This is a genomic window from Bradyrhizobium murdochi, from assembly GCF_000472965.1.
Taxonomy (GTDB): domain Bacteria; phylum Pseudomonadota; class Alphaproteobacteria; order Rhizobiales; family Xanthobacteraceae; genus Bradyrhizobium; species Bradyrhizobium murdochi.
In genome coordinates this window covers 1-25,023 of the sequence record NZ_AXAU01000010.1, presented here as the reverse complement: position 1 = coordinate 25,023, position 25,023 = coordinate 1, and the positions used below count along the sequence as shown (strand labels likewise).

Genomic DNA, 25,023 nt, shown 5'->3' with positions numbered 1-25,023 from the left:
ACGGCTAATCCTCTATGTCGTACACGGCTAGCGGGCTTACCGCGGGAGCGTTGAGTGGCGTCCCGTCGAATGCGAAGTGAGATCCGTGGCAGGGGCAGTCCCAACATGTCTCAAAAGAATTCCAATGCAGATGGCAGCCGATATGCGTGCAAGCGGCCGACCGGGTATAGAGTTTGCCAGAGGAATCGCGATAGGCAGCGATCTTGCTGAGGCCGTGTCGTATGATGGCGCCGTGTCCGGCCTCTAAGTCGCTCACCGAGTTTAGTTCGCCCGGCGCGAGATATTCGGCGAAATTCTTCACCGGGGTCAGGTTCTCTTTCAGGAAATTGCCGATGGCCGCAGGGGTCTTGCGCGAGGGGGCGTAGACCTCGGTCCATTTGGCGTCGCGGCCCAGGATCAATGCCGCATTGATCATGGCGCCCGCCACCCCGTGCGTCATGCCTTGACCGGAATCGCCGGTGTGCACGTAGATATTCTCGCTCCCCGGATTTTTGCCGATGAAGCCCGCATAGTCGATGGTCTCGAGAACTTGCCCCGACCAGCGGTTGGTAACCTCCTGAACGTCAGGAATGAGATTGCGCGTCCAGGCTTCGAGGGCCTGAAAACGCATCTCGGCATCGTCAGCTTCACCGCTCTTGTGATCTTCACCTCCGACGATGAGATAGTCGGTCTGATCCTCGCCCGGCTGCAGCCGCACATAGTGGTAGGGATCCAGCGTGTCCCAGTACAAGGCGTCCGGGATCGTCCCCTTCCGGATCGAGAATGCCATTGCATAGGTGCGATAGGGCGCCATCTTCGTATGCAAGGCAAATCGATCCACGATCGGCGAGTTCGTCGCCACGACCGCGGCCCGGGCAATGACCTTGCCGCCGCCGGTTGAGACGACCACTTTGCCATCGTCACGTTCTTCGACGGACTCGACCACCGTGCCGGCATGGAACGTCCCGTCCTTCGCTTCAATAACCGCGGCAAGCCCCTTGAGATATTTGAGCGGATGAAACGTACCCTGCCGCGGGTAGCGCAACACGTGTTGTTGCTCGCAGTGAGAGAAGGGGACGCCGACCAGCCGATGGACGGGCGTGCCAACTTTGCGAGCGGCATCAAGCTCATCCTCAATGATTTTCGAATCCGTATTGAGCGCCTGAAAGAGATAGCCGTCGAGCCGACGGAAATCGCAATCGATGGATTCTTTCTTATGCACCGCTTCGACGCGATCGATCGCAGCCGCCTGGCTTTCATGGAACAGACGCGAAAGTACCTCGCCGCGCAGTCGGATCATCGCCGATGTCAGATCGTCGCACAGCGAGCCGAGATGCGCCGTGGTTCGCGCCGTCATGCCGCCGGCGATATCGCCGCGGTCGATCACAATGACCCGCGAGCCTTCGATCGCCAGTTCGTAGGCGGTGGAGATTCCTGCGATGCCAGCGCCAATGACGACGACGTCGCATTCCTTGTCGCCCTGCAGCGGTGCTGCGTTGGGAGCGACCGCAACGTCCATCCACAGCGACCTGCTGCGGCGATCGGCGAGATGGCTCATCCGAAAACTCGATAACCAGAAAATAGTTTGAAGGGCCAACGGCAGATCGACGCGTTGGTTCCCCGGCTTTGCCGCGACCAGGCGTGTCACATTAGCTCGATCAGGCGTCGGGCATCGGCCGGCGCGGCGCTCTTCTGGTCATTGTCGAAGTAGACGAACACGTCGCAGCCCTGCCTTTTCCAGGACCTGATGCGACGGGCCCAACCGGCAAGGGCGGCCTCGCCATAGTGATCTCGATAGCGGCCTCCGGGCCCATGCCCGCGGACATATACGAAATCGGCGGTGCGCTTCCATGGCGCCGGTGCGTCATGATGGTCGGAAATACAAAGCGAGACGTTTTGCTCCCGCAGCAGCCGGATGATCCTGGGCTCGTACCAGCTCGGATGCCTGAATTCGAAGCTGTACCGGCGCTTCTTCGAGAGCAGCTTGAAAAACGAGGCAAGCCGGTCGGCGTTGGCTGGGAAATTCGGTGGTAGTTGAAACAGCACCGGTCCCGCCTTCCTGCCGAGCAGGGAGAGGCGGCTTTCGAGCAGTTCGAGGCTGTTGACCGAATTCTCCGAGAGCCGCTTCCAATGCGTGATGAATTTGGATGCCTTCCAGGCGAATACGAAATTGCTTCCCGTCTGCGCACGCCAGCCCTTTACAGCTTCCGGTGTCGGCGTCCGGTAAAACACCCCGTTCAGTTCGGTGGTCGGGAATTGACCGGCGTAAAACTGCAATTGCTCCTTGAGCGGCAGTCCCTTGGGAAAGAACGGCCCGCGCCAGGAATCATAGTGCCAACCCGACGTGCCGATCAGGACGCGCGGCATGGCATCACGGCTTCACGACGACCTTGATGAAGCCGTCCTTCTCGTGCTCGCAGCAAGCGTGGTCCGGGGCCTCTTCGACGTCGTCCAGCTCCACGAGAAAGGCCAGCAACAGGTCTTCCTGTGGCTGCGCGGCATCCCGTGCGGCTTCCCGGTACAGGGCCATTTCGTTCTCGGTCGAGCGTCGGGCCCGGAGCCGCGCCTTGCCATCCCAGAGAGGTGCACCGTTCGAGGTCAAGCCGGCGATATCCTGACGCAGCCAATGCTCGTGACAAAGCTGCTGAGATTCCCGCAAGTTCTTGGCTTCGAAAGCGAGGGTGGGTCTTCCGCCAATATCCAGGGTAAAAATCGCGGGCAGCAACGTCATCGAAGCCAACCCATATGTCTGATGAAGGGGTCGACGGCGCTGAAGGCCATAAGTGCGGACATTCCGACCCGCATCGCACTTCGCGTCAGGTTCATGATGGCGGCCTGATGTTATCTGTCAGGCGGTTCAGTTCTTCTGAATCGAGCGGGTCTGCAACGAACCTGATTTCGGTAGCGTTACATTTTGCGCATTCGAAGGTTCGCTTTTCGGAACGGTCGGCACCCGGAGCAACGTCGGCCAGTCGCATTCGGGTCAGGCATCTGACGCAATGCGGACATTCGATGGGTAAGAGGGCGGCGAACATTGGCTAGCCTCGATACAAGATTAACCCACCTACGAATTGTCGTCTGTCGGATCCCTGACATATGCCCTTGCGGCAATGCGGAGCGAAACGCAGGAGAATTTCCTGCAGTGCGAAAGGCGGTCGAACCCGCCGGGTCAAGCAAGCTGCAAAGGAACCATAGGGAATATCACTGATTGATACGGAGCTGTTGCGGGACTTGGCAAGATGGCGAAGAAAGCGAAGAAGCGCAAATATTCAAAGGGCGCGGCAAAGAAGGTAGGCCGCGCCATGAAGAAGCGCAAAGCCGGCACGCTGAAGAGCGGTCGATCCGGCAAGAAGGTAAAGAGCAGGAAACAGGCGATCGCAATCGGTCTGTCCCAAGCCCGAAAAAGGGGCGCCAAGGTGCCCAAGAAGCGCTCGAAGAAGAAGTCCTAGTCCGATCGGGGCAGATCAGCGGCGGGATACGCTATCATCCAATCGTCAAGCAGTTCATCCGCGGAATCGTCGAGCGCACGAGGCCGATAGCGCTCGGGGTTTCGGAACGACGAGATTTTTCGGCTTCGCGAAAACGTTGGCTTTCGTGTCATCGGTCTGCGCCGCTCCGTCGGCATCCGTCCGCGGGACGACGATTAGAACGGCGAGCGGTTGACCGGGGTTCCTGTCACCCCGCGCAAAATCGACGGGACGTCTGCCGGCTTTTCCGCAGATTAAACCTGCGCATGCTGCCCGCCGGGACGTGAAATTCGGCTCAACGCCGCACCCGTCCCGTTGCCGCCTTGCACCAGCGCGATGTCGCCCAGCGCAATGATGCCGACGAGCCGCTTGTCGCGATTGAGCACGGGCAGGCGACGGACCTGGATGTCACCCATGTTGGCGCACACCTCGTCGAGATCCTGGTCTTCGTAGCAGTACTTGACGTCGGCCGTCATCACGTCGCCAACCCGCGCCTCCGGGCCTCGGCCCATGCCGATCCCGCGGATCGCGATATCGCGGTCGGAAATCATGCCGATCAGGCGTTCATTGTCAGTTACCGGGAGCAACCCGACACCGAGCGCCGCCATGGCCTGCGAGGCGTCTCTCAACGTGTCATCGGGAGTGCAGAGTTGAACCTCAGGTGTCATCGCATCGGAAACTTTCATGTGAGTCTCTCCGCTTGCCGGTTCTTCACGCGCTAACAGGCACGTCGGATCGCTGTTCCAAGGGCAAATGAAATAATCCGACACTGGTGGAGAGACCTCAGACGAGCCCGAAGTCTCTCCTCGATTATCCTACCAGCGGTTGCTGTCCACGCCGACGCCCACGCTTACGCCAGGTGCCCGGAAACCAACGCCGGCTCGCGGCCCGTCGTCCCAATCTCGATCGCGATAGTATCGACGCTCGATATAGCGCTCGCGCGGTGCGTAGGCGTATGAATCGCGGACGATGACGCGGCTGCTGCCGCGGGTGCGATAACAGCGTCCGTCTTCGTCACAGACCATGCGGACCTGTTGTATCAGGTCGGAGTTTTTGTATTCGCTGTCGGTGTAGACATCAGACGCATTTGCACTGCCCGTCAGGAGCAGACCCGTGCCGGCCAGCAGGCCGATTGCGATCTTCCTCATTTAAGTTCCTCTCGTTCGAATGCTGCCCGCGGGCTCAAAGCCTCGTACCCGCTTTGGTTCCGGGAGCTAAGTCAATGGAGGAGAAAGTTCCTGTAGAGGCAACCAGCCAGAAATTCATGCGTTGGGCCACATGGAGCACCGAATATGACCTCTGAAGCGAAACCACGCATTTCTCACAACGCGCTTGTTCTCATCGGCGATGGCAAAAAGGCCCTCTTTCTCCGTAACAAAGGCACCCCGCAGCAACTCAATTTGGAGGTCGAGCACGTGCTTGAGCAGGAAAATCCGGCGACGCGCGAACAGGGAACCGATCGTCCCGGGCGGTCCGTCCAGAGCGTCGGCGCGGCTCGAAGCGCAATGGAGCAAGCCGACTGGCATTATATCGCCGAAGAGCGGTTCGCTGGCACCATCGCCGACGCGCTCTATCGGCTTGCCCACGGCAATCGCTTCGAAAAATTGGTTGTGGTCGCACCGGCCAAAGTTCTGGGCAACCTTCGACAGGCGTTTCATGCCGAAGTGGCAGAGCGGATCGTAGGCGAGATTCCGAAGCAGTTAACTTCCCATCCGATACCCGATATCGAAAGGCTGATGGCGGCTTAGCTCTCGCATGTCCCGGACGCGGCGCAGCGCTTAGCGCTGCACCGCAGAGCCGGGACCCACCGCCGAGCGTGTGGACCCCGGATCAGCAGCGTACCACGCCGCTACCGCGGCGCGCTGCGCAGCATCCGGGGAACGCCGGCCACCGACGGTTCAGTTTTGACTCAGGTCACCGGACCGGGATTGAACAGCGCGAGCGCGTTGGTCAGCTTCCAGTGCTCGGCCCAGGTCTCGCGGCCGCTCGCCACGTCGAGGATCTGGCGGAATATCTCCCAGCCGACGTCCTCGATCGTCGCATCGCCGGTTGCAATGCTGCCGGCATCGATGTCGATCAAGTCGTGCCAGCGTTGCTTCAGCTCGCTGCGGGTCGAGACCTTGATGACCGGCACGGCGGCAAGTCCATAGGGCGTGCCGCGGCCGGTGGTGAAGACATGCAGCATCATGCCGGAGGCTAATTGCAGTGTACCGCAGACAAAATCGCTTGCCGGAGTCGCCGCAAAAATCAGCCCCTTTTGTTTGACACGTTCGCCCGGTGCCAGCACGCCCGAGATCGGGCTGGTGCCGGACTTGATCACCGAGCCCATCGCCTTCTCGACGATGTTGGAGAGGCCTCCCTTCTTGTTGCCCGGCGTGGTGTTGGCGCTGCGGTCGGCTTCGCCGCCGGCGAGATAGCGGTCATACCAGGCCATCTCGCGCACCAGCGCGTCGGCAACGTCCTGGGTCGCTGCGCGCGGCGTCAAAAGATGGATCGCGTCGCGCACCTCCGTCACTTCAGAGAACATCACAGTGGCGCCAGCGCGCACCAGCAGATCCGCAGCAAAACCCAGCGCAGGATTGGCAGTGACACCCGAGAACGCATCGCTGCCGCCGCATTGCATGCCGACCACCAGCGCCGAGGCCGGGCAGGTTTCACGGCGGCGCCGGTCCAAAATCTTGAGGCGCGCATCGGCCATCTGCACGATGTCCTCGACGATCTCGCCAAAGCCGGTGAGGCCTTCGTCCTGCATGCGCATGATCTCGTCATCGGCGCTCATGCCCTCGGGCAGCAGCAGTTCGGGCTGCAGCTTCTCGCAGCCGAGGCCAACGATCATCACCTCGCCGCCGAAATTGGGATTGCGCGCCAGGTTCTGCAGCGTGCGGATCGGTACGGCAGCGCCCGGTGCGTTGATCGCAACGCCGCAGCCATAGGCATGCGTGACCGCAACGACGTCGTCGACGTTGGGATATTTCGGCAATAGCTCCTTGCGAATCCGCTCCAGTGCGAATTCGACGGTGCCGGCGACGCATTGCACGCTGGTCGAGATCGCGAGGATGTTGCGGGTGCCGACCGAACCGTCGGCATTGCGATAGCCTTCGAACGTGTAGCCTTCCAGCGGCGGCAGCCGGATCGCACCGTCGTTCGGCCTTGGCAGATTATCGAACGAGGGCGCGTCGGGCATCTGCACCAGCGATTCCTTGACCCAGCTCCCCTTGGCGATCGGCGCTGCGGCATGGCCGATGATTTCGCCGTAGCGGCGAATGGCTGCGCCTTCTGCGATATCAGCGAGGGCAACCTTGTGGCCTTGCGGGATCTGTTCGATCAGCCGCAAACCGCACGAGAACTCGGCGCCCGGATGCAGACCTCCGCGGTTCGCGACGATCGCGACGTTATCGTCCGCGTGCATGCGGATGTAGAGCGGTTTCGCGGTGACGGGCTGCATATCGAATCCTTGTTCGCGGGCGGTATCAGACAACGCGTAGCTGCGCTGTGTGAGTGAGGCAATCAAGGTCAAACCGCGCGCGTGATCAAGCAGCGCCGGCAAGGCGCCGGGCGGTGAGGGCTCGGCCTTCTGGGGAGCAAATGCTCGGTTTGGAGGCAAATAGTCAAATAATATGACTAGTCAGGACTGATCTTCCGTGAAATATTCCCGGCGCTGCCGCCAATGGACAGCGCTAGAGGTGCTTTGATACCGATTTCGGTGATGCGAGGCACCCTGACAACATTTTGGGAGAATGCGCCTCATGACCTCCAAAGCCCTCCTTGCGGCCACCGCGCTGGTCGCCATCACCCTCTCGCTGCCGGCAGCCGCCGCTGAATTGACCGTCGGCTTCTCCCAGATCGGATCCGAATCCGGCTGGCGGGCTGCGGAGACCTCGGTCTCCAAATCGGAGGCCGCCAAGCGCAAGGTTACGCTCAAGATCGCCGACGCCCAGCAGAAGCAGGAGAACCAGATCAAGGCGATCCGTTCCTTCATCGCCCAGGGCGTCGACGCGATCTTCCTCGCGCCGGTCGTGTCGAGTGGATGGGATGCGGTGTTGAAGGAGGCGAAGGAAGCCAAGATTCCGGTCGTGCTGCTCGACCGTGACATCGATCCGTCGGGCAAGGAGCTGTATCTCACCGCCGTCACCTCTGACAGCGTGCATGAAGGTGCGGTCGCCGGCGAATGGCTGGCGAAGACGGTAGCCGGAAAAGCATGCAACGTCGTCGAGCTGCAGGGCACGGTCGGCGCGAGCGTCGCGACCAACCGCAAGAAGGGTTTTGACAGCGTCGTCGCCAAGAACGCCAATCTCAAGGTGGTGCGCAGCCAGACCGGCGACTTCACCCGCGCCAAGGGCAAAGAGGTGATGGAAAGCTTCATCAAGGCCGAAGGCGGCGGCAAGAACATCTGCGCGGTCTATGCGCACAACGACGACATGATGGTCGGCGCGATCCAGGCGATGAAGGAGGCCGGCCTCAAGCCGGGTAAGGACATCCTGACGGTGTCGATCGATGCGGTGCCTGATATTTTCAAGGCCATCGCGGCCGGCGAGGCCAACGCCACCGTGGAGCTGACGCCAAACATGGCGGGGCCGGCATTGGACGCCATCATGGCTTACAAGGCCAAGGGAACGGTGCCGCCGAAGTGGATCCAGACGGAATCGAAGCTCTACACGGCGGCCGACGATCCGCAGAAGATCTATGACAGCAAGAAGGGCCTCGGCTACTGACCGTCCGGCGTTGCGCCGCTGGGCCGGAGCTAACTCGAGGCCCGGCGGCGAAAGCCTTCTCAACGAATCCGCCTCATAAGGCGCACATGCCAGGCGTTCGCGGTCGCGCGAACGTCGGTGGGAGTAATGCCGGCATGAATGCAGCTTCCGACCCGGGCCCGGCTCTGCTGGAAGTGCGGGGCCTGAGCAAGAGTTTTGGCACGCTGCGGGCTCTGCAGGAGGTGGATTTCACCTTGCAGGCCGGTGAAATCCACGCGCTGCTCGGCGAGAACGGCGCAGGCAAGTCGACGCTGATCAAGGCGGTGACCGGTGTCTTCCCGCGCGATGCCGGCATTGTCAGGCTCAGTGGCACCGAGGTTGCGCTGCGCTCGGCCAAGGCAGCGGTCGATGCGGGGATTGCGACCGTCTATCAGGAGGTCAATCTGCTCCTGAACCTGTCGGTGGCGCAAAACCTCTATCTCGGCAGGCAGCCGACGCGGTTCGGTTTGGTGCGCGAGGCCGAGATGCGCCGGAACGCCACCGCGCTGCTGGCCGAGTTCGATCTGCATATCGACGTCGCCGAGCCGCTCGGTACCTATTCGGTCGCGGTGCAGCACATCGCCGCGATCGCCCGCGCCGTCGACCAGTCGGCGCGCGTGCTGATCCTCGACGAGCCGACCGCGAGCCTCGATCGCCACGAAGTCGAGATCCTGTTCGCGGTGATGCGCAAGCTGGCCACGCGTGGGATCGGCGTCGTCTTCGTCACGCATTTTCTCGATCAGGTCTACGAGATCTGCGACCGCATCACGGTCCTGCGCAATGGCCGGCTGATCGGTGAGCGGAAGACGGACGAACTGCCGCGGATCGAGTTGATCCGCATGATGCTCGGCCGCGAACTCGCCGAGACGACGAGTGAGCGCGCGGCTGCGCAGGTGCGGCAGGCGGGGGAGCTCTGCGCGCGCTTCGAGGGTTACGGCAAGACCGGCTATGTTGCGCCGTTCGATCTCGCGCTTCGCCGCGGCGAGGTGGTTGGCCTGGCCGGCCTGCTCGGATCGGGGCGCACCGAAACCGCGCGGCTGGTGTTTGGCGCCGAGCGCGCCGATAGCGGCGGCGCCACGGTCGACGGCAAGCCGGTCCGGCTGCAATCGCCGCGCGATGCGGTTGCCCATGGCTTCGGCTATTGCCCCGAAGAGCGCAAGACCGAGGGCATCATTGCTGACCTGACCGTGCGCGAAAACATCGTGCTGGCGCTGCAGGCCAAGCGCGGCCTCGCAAAACCGCTGTCTCGCTCCGAACAGGACGAGATCGCGATGCGGTTCATCCGCCTGCTCGACATTCGCCCGCCGGAGCCGGAGCGGCCGATCGGGCTATTGTCGGGCGGCAACCAGCAGAAGGTGCTGCTCGCCCGCTGGCTCGCCACGGCGCCGCGCGTTCTGGTGCTGGACGAGCCGACCCGCGGCATCGATGTCGGTGCGCATGCCGAGATCATCCGCCTGATCCGCGAACTGTGCGACGACGGCCTAGCGCTCCTGGTGATTTCTTCCGAGCTCGATGAGATCGTGACCTATTCCGACCGGGTGATCGTGCTGCGCGATCGCAGCCACATCGACGAGCTGGAAGGGGAAGCCATCGACATCTCCAATATTCTTGCGGCGATTGCAGCTAGCAGCACCATTGGCGCGGAAGCCGGGTAAGCATGATGCCAACCATGATGCAAAGACTGCTGCAAGGCCGTGGCCTCGCTCAGATTGTCGCCTTGCTGGTGATCCTTGCGATCGACCGTGCGGTCTCGCCGCAATTCTTCGACGTGCGGATGCAGGACGGACGGCTGTTCGGCAGCCTGATCGACGTCTTGAACCGCGGCGCGCCGGTCGCGCTACTTGCGCTTGGCATGGTGCTGGTCATCGCCACGCGCGGTATCGATCTGTCGGTGGGGGCGGTCATGGCGATTGCCGGCGCCATTGCCGCGAGCCTGGCCGATGCCTACGGCCTGCCGTTGGCGCTTGCCGCCGCGCTCGGCGCCGGGTTGCTGTGCGGATTGTGGAATGGCTTCCTTGTGGCGGTGCTCGGCATCCAGCCGATCGTCGCCACGCTGATCCTGATGGTGGCGGGTCGCGGTGTCGCGCAGCTTATTACCGAGGGACGGATCGTCACCTTCACTGCGTCCGACCTGGTCTGGCTCGGTAACGGCGCCGTGCTCGGCGTGCCGACGCCGGTTGTGGTCGTCTTCGGCATGCTGGTTGTCACCGGCGCGGTGGTCCGCGGCTCGGCGCTTGGCCTGTTGATCGAGGCGACCGGCGGCAACGCAAGGGCGAGCGAACTGGCCGGGATCGGCACCCGCGCCATGATCCTCGCGGTCTATGTCTGGTGCGGCCTGTGCGCGGCGCTTGCCGGCGTTATCGCCGCCGCCGACATCATGGGCGCGGACGCCAACAATGCCGGGCTCTGGCTTGAACTCGATGCCATTCTGGCCGTCGTGATCGGCGGCACTTCGCTGTTCGGCGGACGCTTTAGCCTCGTGCTGGCGATGGTCGGCGCACTAATCATTCAGGCCATGAACACCGGGATTTTGCTGTCGGGCTATCCGCCGGAGTTCAATCTCCTCGTAAAAGCGGCCGTCGTGTTGATCGTCCTGCTGCTGCAGTCGCCGCGCTTCGCCAGTGCCGGGGCCGTGCTGGGGAGGGCGCGACAATGAGGCGGCTGCCGCCGGTCGCGATAACGGCCATCGTTTTCGTCGTCGGATTTGCGCTCTGCACGGCGCAATTCCCCAATTTTGCTTCCACCCGCGTGGCGGCCAATCTGCTGACCGACAATGCCTTTCTCGGCATCGTCGCCACCGGCATGACCTTCGTGATCATTTCCGGGGGCATCGACTTGTCGGTCGGCTCGGTGATCGGCTTTACCACCGTTTTCGTCGCGCTGGCGATCGAGCGCCTCGGCGTGCCGCCGCTGGTCGCTTTCGCCGCGATCCTGATGCTATGCGCCGCCTTTGGCGCGGCCATGGGCGCCATCATTCACGTCTTCGACATGCCGCCCTTCATCGTCACGCTGGCCGGCATGTTCCTCGCCCGCGGCGCCAGCTTTCTGATGTCGACGGAATCGACGCCGATCAGCGCGCCGCTCTATTCGACGGTATCGGATTTCGCGCTGCGGCTGCCCGGGGGAGGCCGCCTCACCGCCATTGCCCTGATCATGCTGGCGGTGGTTGCGGCGGGCGCCGTGCTGCTGCATTTCACCCGCTTCGGGGCCAACGTCTATGCGCTCGGCGGCAGCCGCGCGACCACCGCACTGATGGGCATACCGGTCGGATCGATGACGGTGCGCATCTACATGCTGTCGAGCGTGCTTGCGGGGCTCGCCGGCATTGTGTTCTCCTTCTACACGGCGGCGGGCTACTCCTTGTCCGCGGTCGGCGTCGAACTCGATTCGATCGCGGCCGTGGTGATTGGCGGCACCTTGCTGACCGGCGGTCAGGGATCGGTGGTCGGCACGTTGCTGGGTGTGATGATTCAGGGCCTGATCCAGACCTACATCAATTTCGATGGAACCTTGTCGAGCTGGTGGACCAAGATCGTGACCGGTATCCTGCTTTTCGCTTTTATCGCCCTGCAGCAGGCCATGCTCGGCATCGCCCGTCGCGCCGGCCCCCGTAAGGCAGGAGTTCTCAAACCATGACCTCCCGGCTTGTCGTTATCCCGACGCGGCGCGCGCATTCCAACCACGCCGAGGTCGCCCGCAGCATCGGCATCGACATCATCGCCGGCCGCTACGCCGAAGGCGTCCGCCTTCCGGGCGACGCCGAACTCACGGCGATGTTCGGCGTTTCTCGGCCGGTGTTGCGCGAGAGCGTCAAAACCCTGGTCGCCAAGGGGCTGCTCACCACCAAGGCGCGGGTCGGCACCGTGGTGCGCGAGCGCGGCGCCTGGAACATGTTCGACGCCGACGTGCTGGCCTGGCATCTCGATGCCGGCATTGACCGGCGCTTTCTCAACGATCTCGCCGAAATCCGGCTTGCGGTTGAGCCGAGAGCGGCGGCGCTCGCCGCCAGCCGCCGCTCGGAGGCCGACATCGCCGAACTCAATCGGAGCATGGAGCGGATGCGGCGTGAGGCTTCCGACTCCGTCGGTTTTGCCGACGGCGATCTTGCCCTGCATCTAGCCGTCGCCAACGCGTCCGGCAATCTGTTCATGCGCTCGATCGGCAACGTCATCGAGGCGGCGTTGCGCGCTTCGTTCCTGCTCAGCGCCCCGGTCGAAACGCAGGACCGCGAGACCGTGCTGCTGTGGCATCAGCGCATCGTCGATGCGATCGCCAGCGGCGATGCCGAGGCAGCCACCGCGGCCATGACCGAGGTGATCCACAACGGATTGCGCCGTCATGAGGACGTTTCGCCATCGTCCGGCGCCGCGCCTGCGGTCTCCGCGGTGGTCGAGCCTGGAGAGCAATCATGAACCCGCTTCGTGTCGCCATCGTCGGCTTCGGCAAGATCGCACGCGACCAGCACGTGCCGGCGATTGCTGCAACCGACGGTGTGGAGCTGGTTGCCGTCGCGAGCCGCAATGCCTCGCTTCCCGGCGTGCCGCATGCGGCGACGCTCGATGAACTCCTGCGCGACGGTCCGCCGATCGACGCGGTGGCGCTGTGCACCCCGCCGCAGGTTCGCCACGCACAGGCGGCAACGGCACTTGCTGCCGGCAAGCATGTGATGCTGGAAAAGCCGCCCGGCGCCACGGTGGCTGAGATCAATCCGCTCGTGACCGCCGCGACGACCGCGCGACGCACGCTGTTCGCGACATGGCACTCGCGCTTTGCTCCGGCTGTCGAGCCTGCGCGGCAATTGTTGGCTGACCGGAAGGTCACGGCTGTCCACATTGCGTGGAAGGAAGACGTGCGGGTCTGGCATCCCGGGCAGGCCTGGATCTTTGAGCCGGGCGGGCTCGGCGTGTTCGACCCCGGCATCAACGCGCTTTCGATCCTGACGCGTATTTTGCCGCAGCCATTGTTCGTGACCTCGGCCGACCTCGCGTTCCCCGCCAATCGCGACGCGCCGATCGCCGCGACCCTTGCACTCAGTGACGCGCAGGGGCTGAAAATCACGGCCGAGTTCGACTTCCGCCAGACCGGCCCGCAAAGCTGGGACATCCATCTCGATACCGACGGCGGTCCCGTCACCTTGTCCATGGGCGGGGCGAGGTTGAGGGCAGGGGGCAAACAACTCGTCGATGCCGCGGACGCTGAATATGCCGGGCTCTATCACCGCTTTCGCGAACTCGCCGCAACCGGCGACAGCGACGTCGATCTTGCGCCGCTGCAACTCGTCGCCGACGCGTTCCTGCTGGGGCGCCGCCGCACGGTTGAGCCATTCGAGGACGAGACATGAGCACGCCGTCCGTTCCTCGCGTGGCACGTTCCCGCTTCGGAATCCTGCCTGACGGCAGCGAAGTCGAGCGCATCGTCTTGCAATATGATGGCGGACTGGAAGCGCGCATCATCACCTATGGTGCAAGCCTGCAGGCCTTGCTGGTGCCGGATGTCGCCGGACGTCGCGACGACATCGTGCTCGGTCATGACGCCTTCGAGGGATATCTCGCCCGGCGGCAGTTCTTCGGCGCCACCGTCGGGCGTTACGCCAACCGCATCGCCGGCGCGCGCTTTGCGCTCGATGGCGCTGAGGTGCAGCTCGCGGCCAACAACGGGCCCAATGCATTGCATGGCGGGTTGGAGGGCTTCGATCGCCGCAACTGGCGGATTGTCCGGATCGAGGACGGCGATCGCCCGGCCGTGACGCTCGCCTACACCAGCGCCGATGGCGAGGAGGGATATCCCGGCGCGCTCGATGTAGAGGTGACCTGGCGTCTCACCGGGCCGATGGAACTCTCCCTGGACATGACGGCGCGGACCGATCGTCCCACCGTGGTCAATCTCACCAATCACAGCTTCTTCAATCTGGCGGGTGCATGCTCGGGCCGGAACATTCTCGATCACCGCCTCACCGTGGCGGCGGACCATTTCCTTGCCATCGATGCCGGCGCGATCCCGCTGCCGGAGCCACCTTCCGCGGTGGGCGGTACGCCGTTCGACTTCCGTACAGGCATCGAGATCGGCGCGAGGATCCGCAACGATCATCCGCAGCTCCGTGTTGGCCGCGGTTATGATCACAATTTCTGTCTCGCGCCGCCAAGTGGCGAGCCTCGCTTCGCCGCACGGCTCGTAGCGCCAACATCCGGCCGCGTGCTCGAACTGTTCACCAACCAGCCCGGCCTGCAGGTCTATTCCGGAAACTTTCTCGACGGCTCCACCGCTGGAAAAGGCGGCCGCCTGTATCGGCAGTCCGATGCCATCTGCCTCGAGCCGCACGCGTGGCCCGATACGCCCAATCGACCGGACTTCCCGACGGCACGGCTTTCGCCGGGCGAGGTCCATCGCCACTCCACGCTGTATCGCTTCACGCATGCGATCCAGGGCGCAATCGGGACACAATCCGTGGTAGAGTTGCCCGGGGAGAGCGGGCGATGATTGGTGGTTGCAAGAAGGAAGAGGTGCCGACGACCGTTCTCTGCAGCGAGCGGTGCCATCTTGGCGAGGGGCCGACCTACGACGTCGCCACCGATACGGCGTGGTGGTTCGATATCATCGGGAGCCGGCTGTTCGAGGCGCAGCTCGATACCGGGCGGACCACCATCCATTCCCTCGGAGTTATGGGCAGCGCGCTTGGGCGGATCGACGCGCATCGGCAGTTGCTCGTCGCTGATGACGGCCTCTATATCCGCGATACCGCGGATGGACGGATGACGCTGTACCGCCCGCTGGAAGCCGACAATGCCGCGACGCGTTCGAACGATGCACGGGTGCACCCGTCCGGCACCTTCTGGATCGGCACCATGGGCCGCCAGGCCGAGCGCGGACTGGGCGCCATCTACGCGCTGCACGGCGGCGAGCTATCGCGCCTTTATGATCACATCACGATTCCCAACGCGATCTGCTTCTCGGCGGATGGAACCATCGGCTATTTCGCCGACACGGGGGAGAACGTGCTGTTGCGCGTCGAGCTCGATGCGGCGACCGGCCTGCCGCGCGGCACGCCCGCCCCGTTGATCACGCGGCGAGGCGGCGGCATCGACGGTGCGGTGGTCGATGCCGACGGGCTGATCTGGAACGCGCGCTGGGGTGGCGGCTGCATTGACGTCTACAGCCCGCAAGGCGAGCATCTGCGCAGTCTCCGCGTTCCGGCACGGCAATCGAGTTGTCCCGCTTTTGTCGGCCGAGATTTTTCGCGCCTGCTCGTTACCTCGGCCTGGCAGGGGATGGGAGAAGACGCGAAACGCGCCGACCCCGATCATGGCCGCACCTTCCTGCTCGACGTTGCAGCGCGTGGCCGCCCCGAACCAAACGTCAAACTTGCAACGGATTGATGGAGGAATACGAGGCGCGGCACAAACGCGCAGAGCGATTGAGTTTCGAGAACCGCAGCCAGCGGTCTGAAAATCCAGGAATCACAGATCCTCGGTGATCAAGGGAGAGAAGCATGATTAGTCTGAAAACCACATTGTCGGCCTTGGCGCTGGCAGCGACCATGGCGACGACGTCGGTGACCGGCGCGTTCGCCCAAAGCAAGGGCACCGTCGGCATCGCGATGCCGACCAAATCGTCGGCGCGCTGGATCGACGACGGCAACAACATCGTCAAGATCCTGAAGGAGCGCGGCTACGGCACCGACCTGCAATATGCCGAGGACGACATTCCGAACCAGCTCTCGCAGGTCGAGAACATGGTGACCAAGGGCGCCAAGGTGCTGGTGATCGCGGCGATCGACGGCACCACGCTGTCCGACGTGCTGAAGCAGGCCAAGGCCAAGGGGATCATCGTGATCGCCTATGACCGGTTGATCCGCGACACGCCCAATGTCGATTACTACGCCACCTTCGACAATTTCCAGGTCGGTGTGCTGCAGGCTCAATCGATCGAGCAGAAGCTGGGGCTGAAGGAAGGCAAGGGGCCCTTCAACATCGAACTGTTCGGAGGCTCGCCGGACGACAACAACGCCTACTTCTTCTACAACGGCTCGATGTCGGTGCTGCAGCCCTATATCGACAGCGGCAAGCTGGTGATTGGCAGCGGCCAGAAGGGTATGGACAAGGTCTCGACCCTGCGCTGGGACGGCGCCACGGCCCAGGCGCGGATGGACAACCTGCTGAGCGCGTTCTACGGCCGCAAGCGGGTCGATGCGGTGCTCTCGCCCTATGACGGCCTTTCCATCGGCATTCTCTCGTCGCTGAAGGGCGTCGGCTACGGCAGCGGCGACATGCCGATGCCGATCGTCAGTGGCCAGGATGCCGAGGTGCCATCGATCAAATCGATGCTGCGCGGCGAGCAGTATTCGACCATCTTCAAGGACACCCGCGATCTCGCCCGCGTCACCGCCGACATGGTGGACGCGGCCCTCAGCGGCAAGGAAGTCACCGTCAACGATACCAAGACCTACAACAACGGCGTCAAGGTGGTACCGTCCTATCTCCTGAAGCCCGTCGTCGTCGACAAGAGCAACTGGGAGAAGGTGCTGATCGACAGCGGCTATTACAAGAAATCGCAGATCGACTGAGCAGGACAGCGGCGCCGGTGATAACCGGCGTCGCCACTCGCCTGTCTGTGCGGGCAGGCAGAGAGATAAGGATATGATGGTGCGATGACCGCAATTCTCGAAATGCGCGGCGTAAGCAAGAGCTTTGCCGGCGTGCAAGCCCTGCGCGACGTCAACTTCACGGTGGAGGCGGGGCAGATCCATGCGCTGGTCGGCGAGAATGGCGCCGGCAAGTCGACCCTGATGAAGGTCCTCAGCGGCGTTTATGCCCACGGCGATTACGAAGGCAGCATCATATTCGACGGCGAGGAGCGGCGCTTTCGCGACGTCAATGATTCCGAGGCGCTCGGCATCATCATCATCCATCAGGAGCTGGCGCTGATTCCGCTGATGTCGATCGCGGAGAACATCTTCCTGTCGCATCCGCCCTCGCGCCTCGGCGTGATCGACCGCGACACGGTTTATCGCCGCACCCAGGAACTGCTGGCCCAGGTCGGCCTCACGGAGATGCCCGATACGCTGGTGACGGACCTCGGCGTCGGCAAGCAGCAACTGGTGGAGATCGCCAAGGCTTTGTCCAAGAGGGTGCGATTGTTGATCCTCGACGAGCCGACTGCCAGCCTGAACGAGAATGACAGCGCTGCATTGCTGGACCGTCTGCTCGCCTTCCGCGCCCAGGGCATCGCCTCGATCCTGATCTCGCACAAATTATCGGAGGTCGCCCGCGTCGCCGACCGGATCACGGTGCTGCGCGACGGCCGCACTGTCGACAGCATCGATTGTCGGGCCGAACCCGTGGAAGAGGACCGGGTCATCCGCAGCATGGTCAATCGCGACCTGGCGCATCGCTTTCCGCAACGCACCGCATCCATCGGCGCACCGGTTTTCGCGGTGCAGGACTGGACGGTGCATCACCCGCTGCACAGGGACCGCAGGGTTATCAAGGGCGTCGATTTCGAAGTCCGGCGCGGCGAGGTGGTCGGGATCGCCGGGCTGATGGGTGCCGGCCGTACCGAATTCGCCATGAGCCTGTTTGGCCGAGCCTGGGGCGAGCGGATCAGCGGGCGTGTCTGGCTCGATGGAAGGGAGGTCAACTTGACGAGTGTGGCTGCGGCGATCGACGCCGGCCTTGCTTACGTCACCGAAGATCGCAAGGAGCTCGGCCTGATCTTGGATGCCGACGTCCGCAAGAACATTACGCTGGCGAGCCTGAGCCGCGTGGCGCGCCAGGGCAGGATCGATGACATGGCCGAGCTGCGTGTCGCGAGCGAATACCGCAACCGGATGCGGATTCGCTGTTCCGACGTCTATCAGGAGACCGGGCAGCTCTCCGGCGGCAATCAGCAGAAGGTGGTGCTGTCGAAATGGCTGATGACCGATCCGAAAGTATTAATCCTCGACGAGCCTACGCGCGGCATCGATGTCGGGGCAAAGTATGAAATCTATTGTATCATCAACGAGCTTGCCGAGGCGGGCAAAGGGGTGGTGATGATCTCGTCGGAAATGCCGGAGCTGCTCGGGGTCTGCGACCGTATCTGCGTGATGAATGACGGCGCTTTGGTCGGAGAATTCGGCGCTGCGGAAGCCACCCAGGAAGGGATCATGCGCGCCATCATGCGCAACAAGGAAATGCACAAGAAGGTACTTCAAGGAGATTTGCGGCCATGACCGACAAGACGGTTGCGCTGCCTGGGCACGCCGGATTCATCAAGAACAATTTGCGCAACTACGGCATGCTACTGTCGCTGTTTGCGATCATGTTGTTCTTCCAGGTCATGACCGACGGCACGCTGCTGCAGCCGCTGAACCTGACCAATCTGGTCCTGCAGAACAGCTACATCGTGATCATGGCGCTCGGCATGCTCTTGATCATCGTCACCGGCCACATTGACCTGTCGGTCGGCTCGGTCGCGGGCTTTGTCGGCGCCGTCGCAGCCGTGCTGATGGTGCGCTATCACGTTGCCTATCCGCTGGCCTTCATCGCCTGCCTGCTGGTGGGCGCCCTGATCGGCGCCGCGCAAGGCTATTGGGTTGCCTATTTCAAGATCCCGTCCTTTATCGTGACGCTGGCCGGCATGCTGGTGTTCAAGGGGCTTGCGCTTGCCATCCTGGCGGGACAGTCGGTCGGGCCATTTCCGCCGACCTTCCAGAAACTGTCCTCGGGCTTCATCCCGGAACTGTTTCCCGGTGCCGGCACGCTTTATCCGACGTCGCTGTTGATCGGTGCGGTATTGGCGGTGGCCCTGGTCTATACCAGTGCCAAGAGCCGGGCGCGGCAGGCCTCGCACGGCATCGAGGTCGAGCCGTTTGGTTTCTTCGTTGCCAAGAGCGCGGTGCTGTTTGCCGTGATCGTGTTCTTCGCCGGCCTGATCGCCTCGCATCGCGGCCTGCCCAATGTACTGGTGATCATGACGGCGCTGATCGCGCTCTATGGCTTCGTCACCACCCGCACCGTGATCGGCCGCCACATCTATGCCATCGGCGGCAACGCCAGGGCCGCCAGCCTGTCCGGCATCAAGACCGAACGGCTGACGTTTCTGACCTTCGTCAATATGGGCGTGCTGGCGGCTCTCGCCGGCCTCGTGTTCGCCGCGCGGCTCAATACGGCGACGCCGAAGGCCGGCGCCGGCTTCGAGCTCGACGTCATCGCCGCCTGTTTCATCGGCGGCGCGTCAGCCTATGGCGGCGTCGGCAAGGTCGGCGGCGCCGTGATCGGCGCCATGATCATGGGCGTCATGAACAACGGTATGTCCATCCTCGGCATCGGCATCGACTACCAGCAGGTGATCAAGGGCCTGGTGCTGCTCGGCGCCGTCTGCCTGGACGTCTACAACCAGCGGCGATAGGGCGCTGCGGCTACGCGGCCGCCAGCTCCCGCCTCGCGAACTCGCTGGTCTTGAGACGCGCGACGAGTGCCGTCAGTTCCTCGGTCTCGGCGGGCGTCAGGTCTGTCAGTGGTGAACGCACATGGCCGCTGTCACGGCCGATCACCTTCATCCCCGCCTTGATGATCGAGACGGCATAGCCGCGTTTGCGATTGCGGATCGCGATCAGGGGGAGGATGAAATCGCGCAGCCCCGCCTGCACCGTCTCGCGGTCGCGGCGGCGCACGGCCGCGTAGAATTTGGTCGAGAACTCCGGGACGAAGTTGAATACCGCGGAGGAATAAGTGGTTACGCCCATTTCCAGATAAGGCAGTGCAAAAGTCTCGGCCGTCGGCAATCCGCCGATATAGGTCAGCCGGTCGCCCATGCGCAGGTGGATGCGGGTCATCAGCTCGATGTCGCCGATACCATCTTTATAGCCGACCAGGTTGGGGCAGCGCTGGCACAGTCTCTCGAGCGTATCCTCGTTCAGGATCGCATTATCGCGGTTGTAGACGATGACACCGAGCTTGGTCGCGTTGCACACCGCTTCAACATGGGCCGCCAGTCCTTCCTGTTCCGAAAAGACCAGATATGGCGGCAGCAGCAGCAAGCCGTCGGCGCCGGCCGCCTCGACCCCAATGGCAAGTTGCGTTGCCACCGCGGTGCCATGGCCGATCCCGGCGAGCACCGGCACGCGTCCCTTGGTCTCGTCCACAGCCGTTGCCACGACCTTCGCGACCTCGGCCGGACTCAGCGAGAAGAATTCGCCGGTGCCGCCGGCGGCAAACAGACCCGCCACCTCATACCCGCACAGCCAGTCGAGATTGGAGCGGTAGCGGGTCTCGTTGAACGTATTGTCGGGCCGAAATGGTGTAACGGGGAACGATAGCAGGCCATCGCCGATCCGGCTAGCCATCTCCTTGGGGGTCATCTTGCTCATGCTCTGGTCCTTCAGCGGCTTACGCCGAAGGATTAATGCAAGATGCCCACGGACGGAGACCCAATCACTGTATCGATCGATCCATTGATTGCATCGAGCCGGGTTGGCCGGCAAGGTCTCGGGCAATGCCGGCAATGACGGGGAGAAGCGGATTGTCATTGTCGCCGCGCCGGACAAAGAACAATTCGGCCGGGCGCTGCCACTGCATCAGGACGGGCCGCAGCACGGCGCCGCTGAAGCGCAGATTCGCCGCGGTCTCGGGGACTAACGCCACGCCGACACCCGAATGCACCATGGCAAGGATCGAATGGATCTGCGCAAGATGCTGCGCGTAATTCGGCACTAGATTTGCGCGTGAGAACAGCTCGACCAGGAGATCGTGGAAATAGCGGGCTTCATAGGGCTCGTACATGATGAAGGGCTCGCTTGCGAGATCCTCCAGACGTAGCTCGTCCGCCTGAGCCAGCGGATGGTCGCTCGGCAGCGCCGCGACCAGCGGCTCCGCCGTCACGCGGAAGGCGTCAAGACCACCGCGCGGTATCGGCGGGCGGAGCAGGCCGAAATCGATCTCGCCGGAATCGAGCCGCTTGAGCTGGTCGCTGGAGACCATTTCCTTCAGCGATATCTCGATATCGGGAAGTTCACGCCGGCAGGCCGCGACCAGCGCCGGCACGTAGCTGTAGGCGGATGTGGCCGTGAAGCCGATATTGATCGATCCGGCCTTGCCGCTTGCCATCCGCCGGGCCAGCACGGCCGCGCTTTCCGCGAGCTTGAGGAGATGCCGCGCATCGACCAGAAAACGCTGCCCCGCCGGCGTCAGCCGGACGGCGCGGTTACTGCGCTCCAGCAGCGTCACATCGAGGACGCGTTCGAGAATCTGGATCTGGCGGCTGAGCGGCGGCTGCGTCATGTTCAGCCGCAGCGCGGCGCGCCCGAAATGCAGTTCTTCCGCAACTGCAACAAAGCAGCGCAACTGGCTCAGCTCAAACATGAAATCTGCATTTTCAACCTGAGACGAAGGGCCGGTGACCGGCCGGATGTCCGACTTCTACCGGCTGAAGCGCGGCCGATCCATCCAAAAAAGGTATCGACCTATCCGCAGACTAATTCATAGGCCACTCTGCCCATGACCTATCATTCCTCCCCAACGCTGCCTCGAAGGTCTGCAGCCTGCCGGTGAAAGCGGCGGGATCGCGCTGAATTGCGCTTTGAAACGGAGGAACGACCGATGTCTATGCCATCTCTCGCCCGGGCGATTGCCGCCGCTGTCCTTACGGTGTGTGCCTTGGCGCCAAGCGGAGCCGGCGCTCAGAATTTTGAGCGGCCCGTGCGGCTGATCGTGCCGTTCGCTCCCGGCGGCACCTCGGACATTTTGGCGCGCCTGATCAGCCCAAAACTATCCGCCGCCATCGGTCAGTCGGTCGTGGTCGAGAACAAGCCGGGCGCAGCGGGCAATCTCGGGGCCGACGCCGTCGCCAAGGCGCAGCCCGACGGCCACACCCTGTTGCTGATGGATGTCGGATCGCTGGCAACGGCGCCCAGCCTGTTTTCCGATCTCACGTTCGACGTTCAGAAGGACCTCGCGCCCATTTCCATGGTGATGTTCGGCCCCTACGTCCTGGCCGTCCATGAATCGGTCCCGGCAAAGACCTCCAAGGAGCTGATTGAATACGCCAAGGCCAATCCGAACAAGCTCACCGTCGCCAATTCCGGCGTCGGCGGTGCCAATCATATCACCGCCGTGGTGATGGCGAAGGAACTAGGAATTCAGTGGAAGAACGTACCCTACAAGGGCGGGGCGGCCGCCTCGCGCGCCGTGGTGTCCGGGGAGAGCGGCGTGATCATCAACGGCGCGGCGGCGACGATGCCCTTTGTGACAAACAAGCAGCTTGTCGGACTTGCCGTCACCGGCGAGCAGCGTATTACCTCGGCTCCCGATCTGCCGACTTTCAAGGAGGCCGGCCTGCCCGGCGGCGACGCCGGGACCTGGCAGGGCATCCTGACCACGGGTGGCACGCCGCCCGCCATGGTCGCGCGATTGAACGCCGAAATCCGCAAGATCCTGGAGCTGCCCGAGATTCAGCAGAAGATCGCCGAGCAGGGTGGCGTGGTGCGCGGCCAATCGCCGGAGGAATTCCGCAACTGGCTCAAGGATGCGACGACGCGCTGGGGCACGATCATTCGCGAGGCCGGCATCAAGGGCAGCTAAGGGCGGGCCGATGACGCGTTCCCGGATCGACTTACAGGATCTGCTGTTTGGCCTGTTCCTCGTGGCGGTGGCGACGGGTACGCTCGTCGCCACGCGCAATCTGACGGTCGGTCACGCCGCCGATATGGGGCCGGGCTACATGCCCCGCGTCGTCGCACTCGCGCTGATGGCGTTCGGCCTTTTCTTCAGCGGGCGTGGGCTCTGGCGCGCGGGTCGCGGCATCGCGCCCGTTCAGTTGCGGCCGCTGCTGGCGATCCTGGCTTCTGTCGGCGTTTTCGCGCTGACGGCGGAGCGGTTGGGCCTCGCGATCGCCTCCGTCGCCGCCGTGATGCTCGCCAGCTTCGCCACGCGAGAAGGCCGGCTTGTCGAGACCGTGGCGTTTGCCGTCGTGCTTTCGGGCGCCGCCGTTCTTCTGTTCGTCAAGTTGCTGGGCTTGCCGATCCCGATCTGGCCCCGCTAGGGCGGCAGGCTTCGCAGGCAGACGCATATGGAACTGTTTGACAATCTGCTGATGGGTCTTTCGACGGCCCTTCAACTCAACAATTTGTTGTTCTGCCTGATCGGCGTGGTCATCGGGACCGCGATCGGCGTGCTGCCCGGCATCGGTCCGATTCCCACCGTGGCGTTGCTGTTGCCCTTCACCTTCGGCCTGTCGCCCGCGAGCGCCATGATCATGCTGGCCGGCATCTTCTACGGCGCGCAGTATGGCGGCTCGACCACCGCCATCCTGGTCAATGTGCCGGGCGAGACGTCGTCGGTCGTCACCTGTATCGACGGTCACGAGATGGCCAAGCAGGGCAGGGCCGGAACCGCGCTGGCCATTGCCGCGATCGCTTCGTTCTTTGCCGGTACGATGGCGACGATCGTGATCGCGGTCCTCAGCGTGCCGTTGTCGGTGCTGGCGCTCAAATTCACCGCGGTCGAATATTTCAGTCTCCTCGTGCTCGGCCTGATTGCCGCGGTCGTGCTCGCGCATGGTTCGGTCGCCAAATCGCTGGCGATGGTGCTGCTAGGACTCTTGCTCGGCCTCGTCGGGATCGATGTCTCCTCGGGCGTCGCGCGCATGACCTTCGGCATCGCCGCTCTATCGGATGGTCTTGATTTCGTGCCGATCGCGATGGGCCTGTTCGGGCTGGGTGAAATCATCGCGAATCTGGAGAGACCCGCCGAGCGCCGCGTCGTCAGCCAGTCGATCCGCAGCCTGATCCCGAGTTGGAAAGACTTGCGGGCGGCTCTTCCGGCCGTGGTGCGCGGCACGGCGCTGGGCTCCGTGCTGGGGGTGTTGCCAGGCGGCGGCGCTGCGCTTCCGCCGTTCTCCTCCTACGCGCTGGAGAAGAAGCTCGCCCGCGATCCCTCGCGCTTCGGCAAGGGCGCCATCGAGGGCGTTGCCGGTCCGGAGGCCGCCAACAATGCCGGCGCCCAGACCAGCTTCATTCCGCTCTTGACACTCGGCATTCCCGCCAACGCTTTGATGGCGCTGATGATCGGCGCGCTGATGATGCAGGGCATCCAGCCCGGCCCGCAGATCATGACCGAGCAGCCCAAGCTCGTCTGGGGCGTTATCGCCAGCATGTGGGTCGGCAACCTGATGCTGCTGATCATCAACCTGCCGCTCATCGGCCTGTGGGTCTCGATGCTGAAGATTCCCTACCGCCTGCTGTTTCCCGCCATCGTTCTGTTCTGCTGCATCGGCACTTACGGGATCGCCAACAGCCTGTTCAATGTCTGGCTGATGATGGGCTGCGCCTTGATCGGCTATTTCTTCATTAAGATTGGCGTCGAGCCGGCGCCGCTGCTGCTCGGCCTCGTGCTCGGTCCGCAATTGGAAGAGAACTTCCGGCGTGCGATGTTGATCGCTGACGGCGATTTCACCGTCTTTCTGTCGCGGCCGATCAGCGCGGTCATTCTCGCAGTCGTCGCCGCCTTGTTGCTGGCAATGCTTTCGCCGGCAATTCTGAGAACGCGGAAAGAGGCGCTGGCGGAATGAGCGGTGTGGGCGTTAGAGCGTTTTCCAGCGAAGTGGACACCGGTTCGCGTCAAGAAAACGCGTCAAAACAAAAACCTAGAGCCCGGTTCTGATTTAATCAGAACCGAAAGGGCTCTAGCTGTGGAGCCTCAACAGGTTGTTCCCGGTTAGACCGAGTCTGCTGATGGGTGGCTTTGATCCGATACTGCCATGAGGTCTGTGCCAATTGTAGCGGTGAAGCCAGCGTGGCAGTTCGGCGGCGCGTTCGTCTGAGGTGTCGTAAGCGCGGGCATAAGCCCACTCGCGCAGGCTTGTCTGGATGAAGC

The 25,023-nt window shown here is 63.2% G+C and carries 25 protein-coding genes; 16 read left to right on the top strand and 9 right to left on the bottom strand.

What is annotated here, in order from left to right; all coding sequences use genetic code 11:
* Positions 1-4 precede the first annotated feature (4 nt).
* From YUO_RS0119550 to YUO_RS41130, 3 genes are all read right to left on the bottom strand, one after another.
* Positions 5-1,537, bottom strand: coding sequence for an FAD-dependent oxidoreductase (locus tag YUO_RS0119550; RefSeq protein ID WP_028348806.1), 1,533 nt, complete (start codon positions 1,535-1,537; stop codon positions 5-7).
* 86 nt (positions 1,538-1,623) lie between these two features.
* Positions 1,624-2,346 carry a DUF72 domain-containing protein gene (locus tag YUO_RS0119545; RefSeq protein ID WP_028348805.1) on the bottom strand — a complete coding sequence of 241 codons (723 nt, stop codon included), beginning with the start codon at positions 2,344-2,346 and terminating at the stop codon, positions 1,624-1,626.
* 4 nt (positions 2,347-2,350) lie between these two features.
* Positions 2,351-2,710: a hypothetical protein gene (locus YUO_RS41130; protein ID WP_063830305.1), complete on the bottom strand. Its 360-nt coding sequence runs from the start codon at positions 2,708-2,710 to the stop codon at positions 2,351-2,353.
* 508 nt (positions 2,711-3,218) lie between these two features.
* Between YUO_RS41130 and YUO_RS41125 the strand changes: the two genes are divergently transcribed.
* A complete protein-coding gene (locus tag YUO_RS41125) occupies positions 3,219-3,428 on the top strand; it encodes a DUF6496 domain-containing protein (protein WP_035727096.1) in 210 nt (69 codons plus the stop codon).
* Between the two features lie 272 nt (positions 3,429-3,700).
* On the opposite strand, the gene YUO_RS0119525 is transcribed toward YUO_RS41125, so the two are convergent.
* Both YUO_RS0119525 and YUO_RS0119520 read right to left on the bottom strand, forming a co-directional pair.
* Positions 3,701-4,132, bottom strand: coding sequence for a CBS domain-containing protein (locus tag YUO_RS0119525; RefSeq protein WP_028348804.1), 432 nt, complete (start codon positions 4,130-4,132; stop codon positions 3,701-3,703).
* Positions 4,133-4,261: 129 nt separating this feature from the next.
* Positions 4,262-4,594 carry a hypothetical protein gene (locus YUO_RS0119520; RefSeq protein ID WP_028348803.1) on the bottom strand — a complete coding sequence of 111 codons (333 nt, stop codon included), beginning with the start codon at positions 4,592-4,594 and terminating at the stop codon, positions 4,262-4,264.
* Positions 4,595-4,738: 144 nt separating this feature from the next.
* On the opposite strand from YUO_RS0119520, the gene YUO_RS0119515 reads away from it, so the two are divergent.
* Positions 4,739-5,194: a host attachment family protein gene (locus YUO_RS0119515; RefSeq protein WP_028348802.1), complete on the top strand. Its 456-nt coding sequence runs from the start codon at positions 4,739-4,741 to the stop codon at positions 5,192-5,194.
* 161 nt (positions 5,195-5,355) lie between these two features.
* Here the strand turns inward: YUO_RS0119515 and garD are convergent, their stop codons facing one another.
* Positions 5,356-6,891, bottom strand: a complete 1,536-nt coding sequence (gene garD, locus YUO_RS0119510; protein WP_028348801.1) for a galactarate dehydratase — start codon at positions 6,889-6,891, stop codon at positions 5,356-5,358.
* 301 nt (positions 6,892-7,192) lie between these two features.
* Here garD and ytfQ point away from each other — a divergent pair, with 301 nt between their 5' ends.
* The 11 genes from ytfQ (at position 7,193) to mmsB (ending at position 19,561) form a co-directional block, all read left to right on the top strand.
* Complete coding sequence (ytfQ, locus tag YUO_RS0119505; protein ID WP_028348800.1) at positions 7,193-8,158, top strand: galactofuranose ABC transporter, galactofuranose-binding protein YtfQ; 966 nt, start codon at positions 7,193-7,195, stop codon at positions 8,156-8,158.
* A gap of 134 nt (positions 8,159-8,292) precedes the next feature.
* A complete protein-coding gene (locus YUO_RS0119500; RefSeq protein WP_028348799.1) occupies positions 8,293-9,831 on the top strand; it encodes a sugar ABC transporter ATP-binding protein in 1,539 nt (512 codons plus the stop codon).
* A 17-nt stretch (positions 9,832-9,848) separates the two neighbouring features.
* Positions 9,849-10,832 carry an ABC transporter permease gene (locus YUO_RS0119495; RefSeq protein ID WP_028348798.1) on the top strand — a complete coding sequence of 328 codons (984 nt, stop codon included), beginning with the start codon at positions 9,849-9,851 and terminating at the stop codon, positions 10,830-10,832.
* Positions 10,829-11,812 carry a galactofuranose ABC transporter, permease protein YjfF gene (gene yjfF, locus YUO_RS0119490; protein WP_028348797.1) on the top strand — a complete coding sequence of 328 codons (984 nt, stop codon included), beginning with the start codon at positions 10,829-10,831 and terminating at the stop codon, positions 11,810-11,812. Before YUO_RS0119495 ends, yjfF begins: the two co-directional genes overlap by 4 nt.
* Positions 11,809-12,588, top strand: coding sequence for a FadR/GntR family transcriptional regulator (locus tag YUO_RS0119485; RefSeq protein WP_028348796.1), 780 nt, complete (start codon positions 11,809-11,811; stop codon positions 12,586-12,588). Before yjfF ends, YUO_RS0119485 begins: the two co-directional genes overlap by 4 nt.
* Positions 12,585-13,517: a Gfo/Idh/MocA family protein gene (locus tag YUO_RS0119480; protein WP_028348795.1), complete on the top strand. Its 933-nt coding sequence runs from the start codon at positions 12,585-12,587 to the stop codon at positions 13,515-13,517. Before YUO_RS0119485 ends, YUO_RS0119480 begins: the two co-directional genes overlap by 4 nt.
* Positions 13,514-14,653: an aldose epimerase family protein gene (locus YUO_RS41120; RefSeq protein WP_051379518.1), complete on the top strand. Its 1,140-nt coding sequence runs from the start codon at positions 13,514-13,516 to the stop codon at positions 14,651-14,653. Before YUO_RS0119480 ends, YUO_RS41120 begins: the two co-directional genes overlap by 4 nt.
* Positions 14,650-15,549: an SMP-30/gluconolactonase/LRE family protein gene (locus YUO_RS0119470; RefSeq protein ID WP_028348794.1), complete on the top strand. Its 900-nt coding sequence runs from the start codon at positions 14,650-14,652 to the stop codon at positions 15,547-15,549. Before YUO_RS41120 ends, YUO_RS0119470 begins: the two co-directional genes overlap by 4 nt.
* Before the next feature lie 113 nt (positions 15,550-15,662).
* Positions 15,663-16,736, top strand: coding sequence for a multiple monosaccharide ABC transporter substrate-binding protein (gene chvE, locus YUO_RS0119465; protein ID WP_028348793.1), 1,074 nt, complete (start codon positions 15,663-15,665; stop codon positions 16,734-16,736).
* 84 nt (positions 16,737-16,820) lie between these two features.
* Positions 16,821-18,383, top strand: a complete 1,563-nt coding sequence (mmsA, locus tag YUO_RS0119460; RefSeq protein ID WP_028348792.1) for a multiple monosaccharide ABC transporter ATP-binding protein — start codon at positions 16,821-16,823, stop codon at positions 18,381-18,383.
* Positions 18,380-19,561 carry a multiple monosaccharide ABC transporter permease gene (gene mmsB, locus YUO_RS0119455; protein ID WP_028348791.1) on the top strand — a complete coding sequence of 394 codons (1,182 nt, stop codon included), beginning with the start codon at positions 18,380-18,382 and terminating at the stop codon, positions 19,559-19,561. The genes mmsA and mmsB overlap by 4 nt, the downstream gene beginning before the upstream one ends.
* A gap of 10 nt (positions 19,562-19,571) precedes the next feature.
* On the opposite strand, the gene kdgD is transcribed toward mmsB, so the two are convergent.
* Complete coding sequence (gene kdgD, locus YUO_RS0119450; protein ID WP_028348790.1) at positions 19,572-20,522, bottom strand: 5-dehydro-4-deoxyglucarate dehydratase; 951 nt, start codon at positions 20,520-20,522, stop codon at positions 19,572-19,574.
* A 64-nt stretch (positions 20,523-20,586) separates the two neighbouring features.
* Positions 20,587-21,513, bottom strand: a complete 927-nt coding sequence (locus YUO_RS0119445) for a LysR family transcriptional regulator (RefSeq protein WP_028348789.1) — start codon at positions 21,511-21,513, stop codon at positions 20,587-20,589.
* Between the two features lie 237 nt (positions 21,514-21,750).
* Here YUO_RS0119445 and YUO_RS0119440 point away from each other — a divergent pair, with 237 nt between their 5' ends.
* From YUO_RS0119440 to YUO_RS0119430, 3 genes are read left to right on the top strand one after another with little or no spacing between them, the layout of a single operon-like run.
* The gene (locus YUO_RS0119440; protein WP_028348788.1) at positions 21,751-22,731 is read left to right on the top strand and encodes a Bug family tripartite tricarboxylate transporter substrate binding protein; all 981 of its coding nucleotides are present in this window, start codon (positions 21,751-21,753) and stop codon (positions 22,729-22,731) included.
* Between the two features lie 10 nt (positions 22,732-22,741).
* Complete coding sequence (locus YUO_RS0119435) at positions 22,742-23,191, top strand: tripartite tricarboxylate transporter TctB family protein (protein WP_028348787.1); 450 nt, start codon at positions 22,742-22,744, stop codon at positions 23,189-23,191.
* Between the two features lie 27 nt (positions 23,192-23,218).
* Positions 23,219-24,718 carry a tripartite tricarboxylate transporter permease gene (locus tag YUO_RS0119430; protein ID WP_028348786.1) on the top strand — a complete coding sequence of 500 codons (1,500 nt, stop codon included), beginning with the start codon at positions 23,219-23,221 and terminating at the stop codon, positions 24,716-24,718.
* A gap of 114 nt (positions 24,719-24,832) precedes the next feature.
* Here the strand turns inward: YUO_RS0119430 and YUO_RS44835 are convergent.
* The coding region (locus YUO_RS44835) for an integrase core domain-containing protein (protein ID WP_156908692.1) at positions 24,833-25,023 on the bottom strand (191 nt) is incomplete at its 5' end.

Coding starts and splice junctions, on each gene's coding strand:
- YUO_RS0119440 (WP_028348788.1), top strand. CDS start 21,751: ATGTCTATGCCATCTCTCGCCCGGGCGATTGCCGCCGCTGTCCTTACG.
- yjfF (WP_028348797.1), top strand. CDS start 10,829: ATGAGGCGGCTGCCGCCGGTCGCGATAACGGCCATCGTTTTCGTCGTC.
- YUO_RS0119470 (WP_028348794.1), top strand. CDS start 14,650: ATGATTGGTGGTTGCAAGAAGGAAGAGGTGCCGACGACCGTTCTCTGC.
- YUO_RS0119550 (WP_028348806.1), bottom strand. CDS start 1,537: ATGAGCCATCTCGCCGATCGCCGCAGCAGGTCGCTGTGGATGGACGTT.
- YUO_RS41120 (WP_051379518.1), top strand. CDS start 13,514: ATGAGCACGCCGTCCGTTCCTCGCGTGGCACGTTCCCGCTTCGGAATC.
- kdgD (WP_028348790.1), bottom strand. CDS start 20,522: ATGAGCAAGATGACCCCCAAGGAGATGGCTAGCCGGATCGGCGATGGC.
- YUO_RS0119515 (WP_028348802.1), top strand. CDS start 4,739: ATGACCTCTGAAGCGAAACCACGCATTTCTCACAACGCGCTTGTTCTC.
- YUO_RS0119445 (WP_028348789.1), bottom strand. CDS start 21,513: ATGTTTGAGCTGAGCCAGTTGCGCTGCTTTGTTGCAGTTGCGGAAGAA.
- mmsB (WP_028348791.1), top strand. CDS start 18,380: ATGACCGACAAGACGGTTGCGCTGCCTGGGCACGCCGGATTCATCAAG.
- YUO_RS41130 (WP_063830305.1), bottom strand. CDS start 2,710: ATGACGTTGCTGCCCGCGATTTTTACCCTGGATATTGGCGGAAGACCC.
- YUO_RS41125 (WP_035727096.1), top strand. CDS start 3,219: ATGGCGAAGAAAGCGAAGAAGCGCAAATATTCAAAGGGCGCGGCAAAG.
- ytfQ (WP_028348800.1), top strand. CDS start 7,193: ATGACCTCCAAAGCCCTCCTTGCGGCCACCGCGCTGGTCGCCATCACC.
- YUO_RS0119525 (WP_028348804.1), bottom strand. CDS start 4,132: ATGAAAGTTTCCGATGCGATGACACCTGAGGTTCAACTCTGCACTCCC.
- chvE (WP_028348793.1), top strand. CDS start 15,663: ATGATTAGTCTGAAAACCACATTGTCGGCCTTGGCGCTGGCAGCGACC.
- YUO_RS0119485 (WP_028348796.1), top strand. CDS start 11,809: ATGACCTCCCGGCTTGTCGTTATCCCGACGCGGCGCGCGCATTCCAAC.
- YUO_RS0119435 (WP_028348787.1), top strand. CDS start 22,742: ATGACGCGTTCCCGGATCGACTTACAGGATCTGCTGTTTGGCCTGTTC.
- YUO_RS0119430 (WP_028348786.1), top strand. CDS start 23,219: ATGGAACTGTTTGACAATCTGCTGATGGGTCTTTCGACGGCCCTTCAA.
- YUO_RS0119545 (WP_028348805.1), bottom strand. CDS start 2,346: ATGCCGCGCGTCCTGATCGGCACGTCGGGTTGGCACTATGATTCCTGG.
- YUO_RS0119480 (WP_028348795.1), top strand. CDS start 12,585: ATGAACCCGCTTCGTGTCGCCATCGTCGGCTTCGGCAAGATCGCACGC.
- garD (WP_028348801.1), bottom strand. CDS start 6,891: ATGCAGCCCGTCACCGCGAAACCGCTCTACATCCGCATGCACGCGGAC.
- YUO_RS0119500 (WP_028348799.1), top strand. CDS start 8,293: ATGAATGCAGCTTCCGACCCGGGCCCGGCTCTGCTGGAAGTGCGGGGC.
- YUO_RS0119495 (WP_028348798.1), top strand. CDS start 9,849: ATGCAAAGACTGCTGCAAGGCCGTGGCCTCGCTCAGATTGTCGCCTTG.
- mmsA (WP_028348792.1), top strand. CDS start 16,821: ATGACCGCAATTCTCGAAATGCGCGGCGTAAGCAAGAGCTTTGCCGGC.
- YUO_RS0119520 (WP_028348803.1), bottom strand. CDS start 4,594: ATGAGGAAGATCGCAATCGGCCTGCTGGCCGGCACGGGTCTGCTCCTG.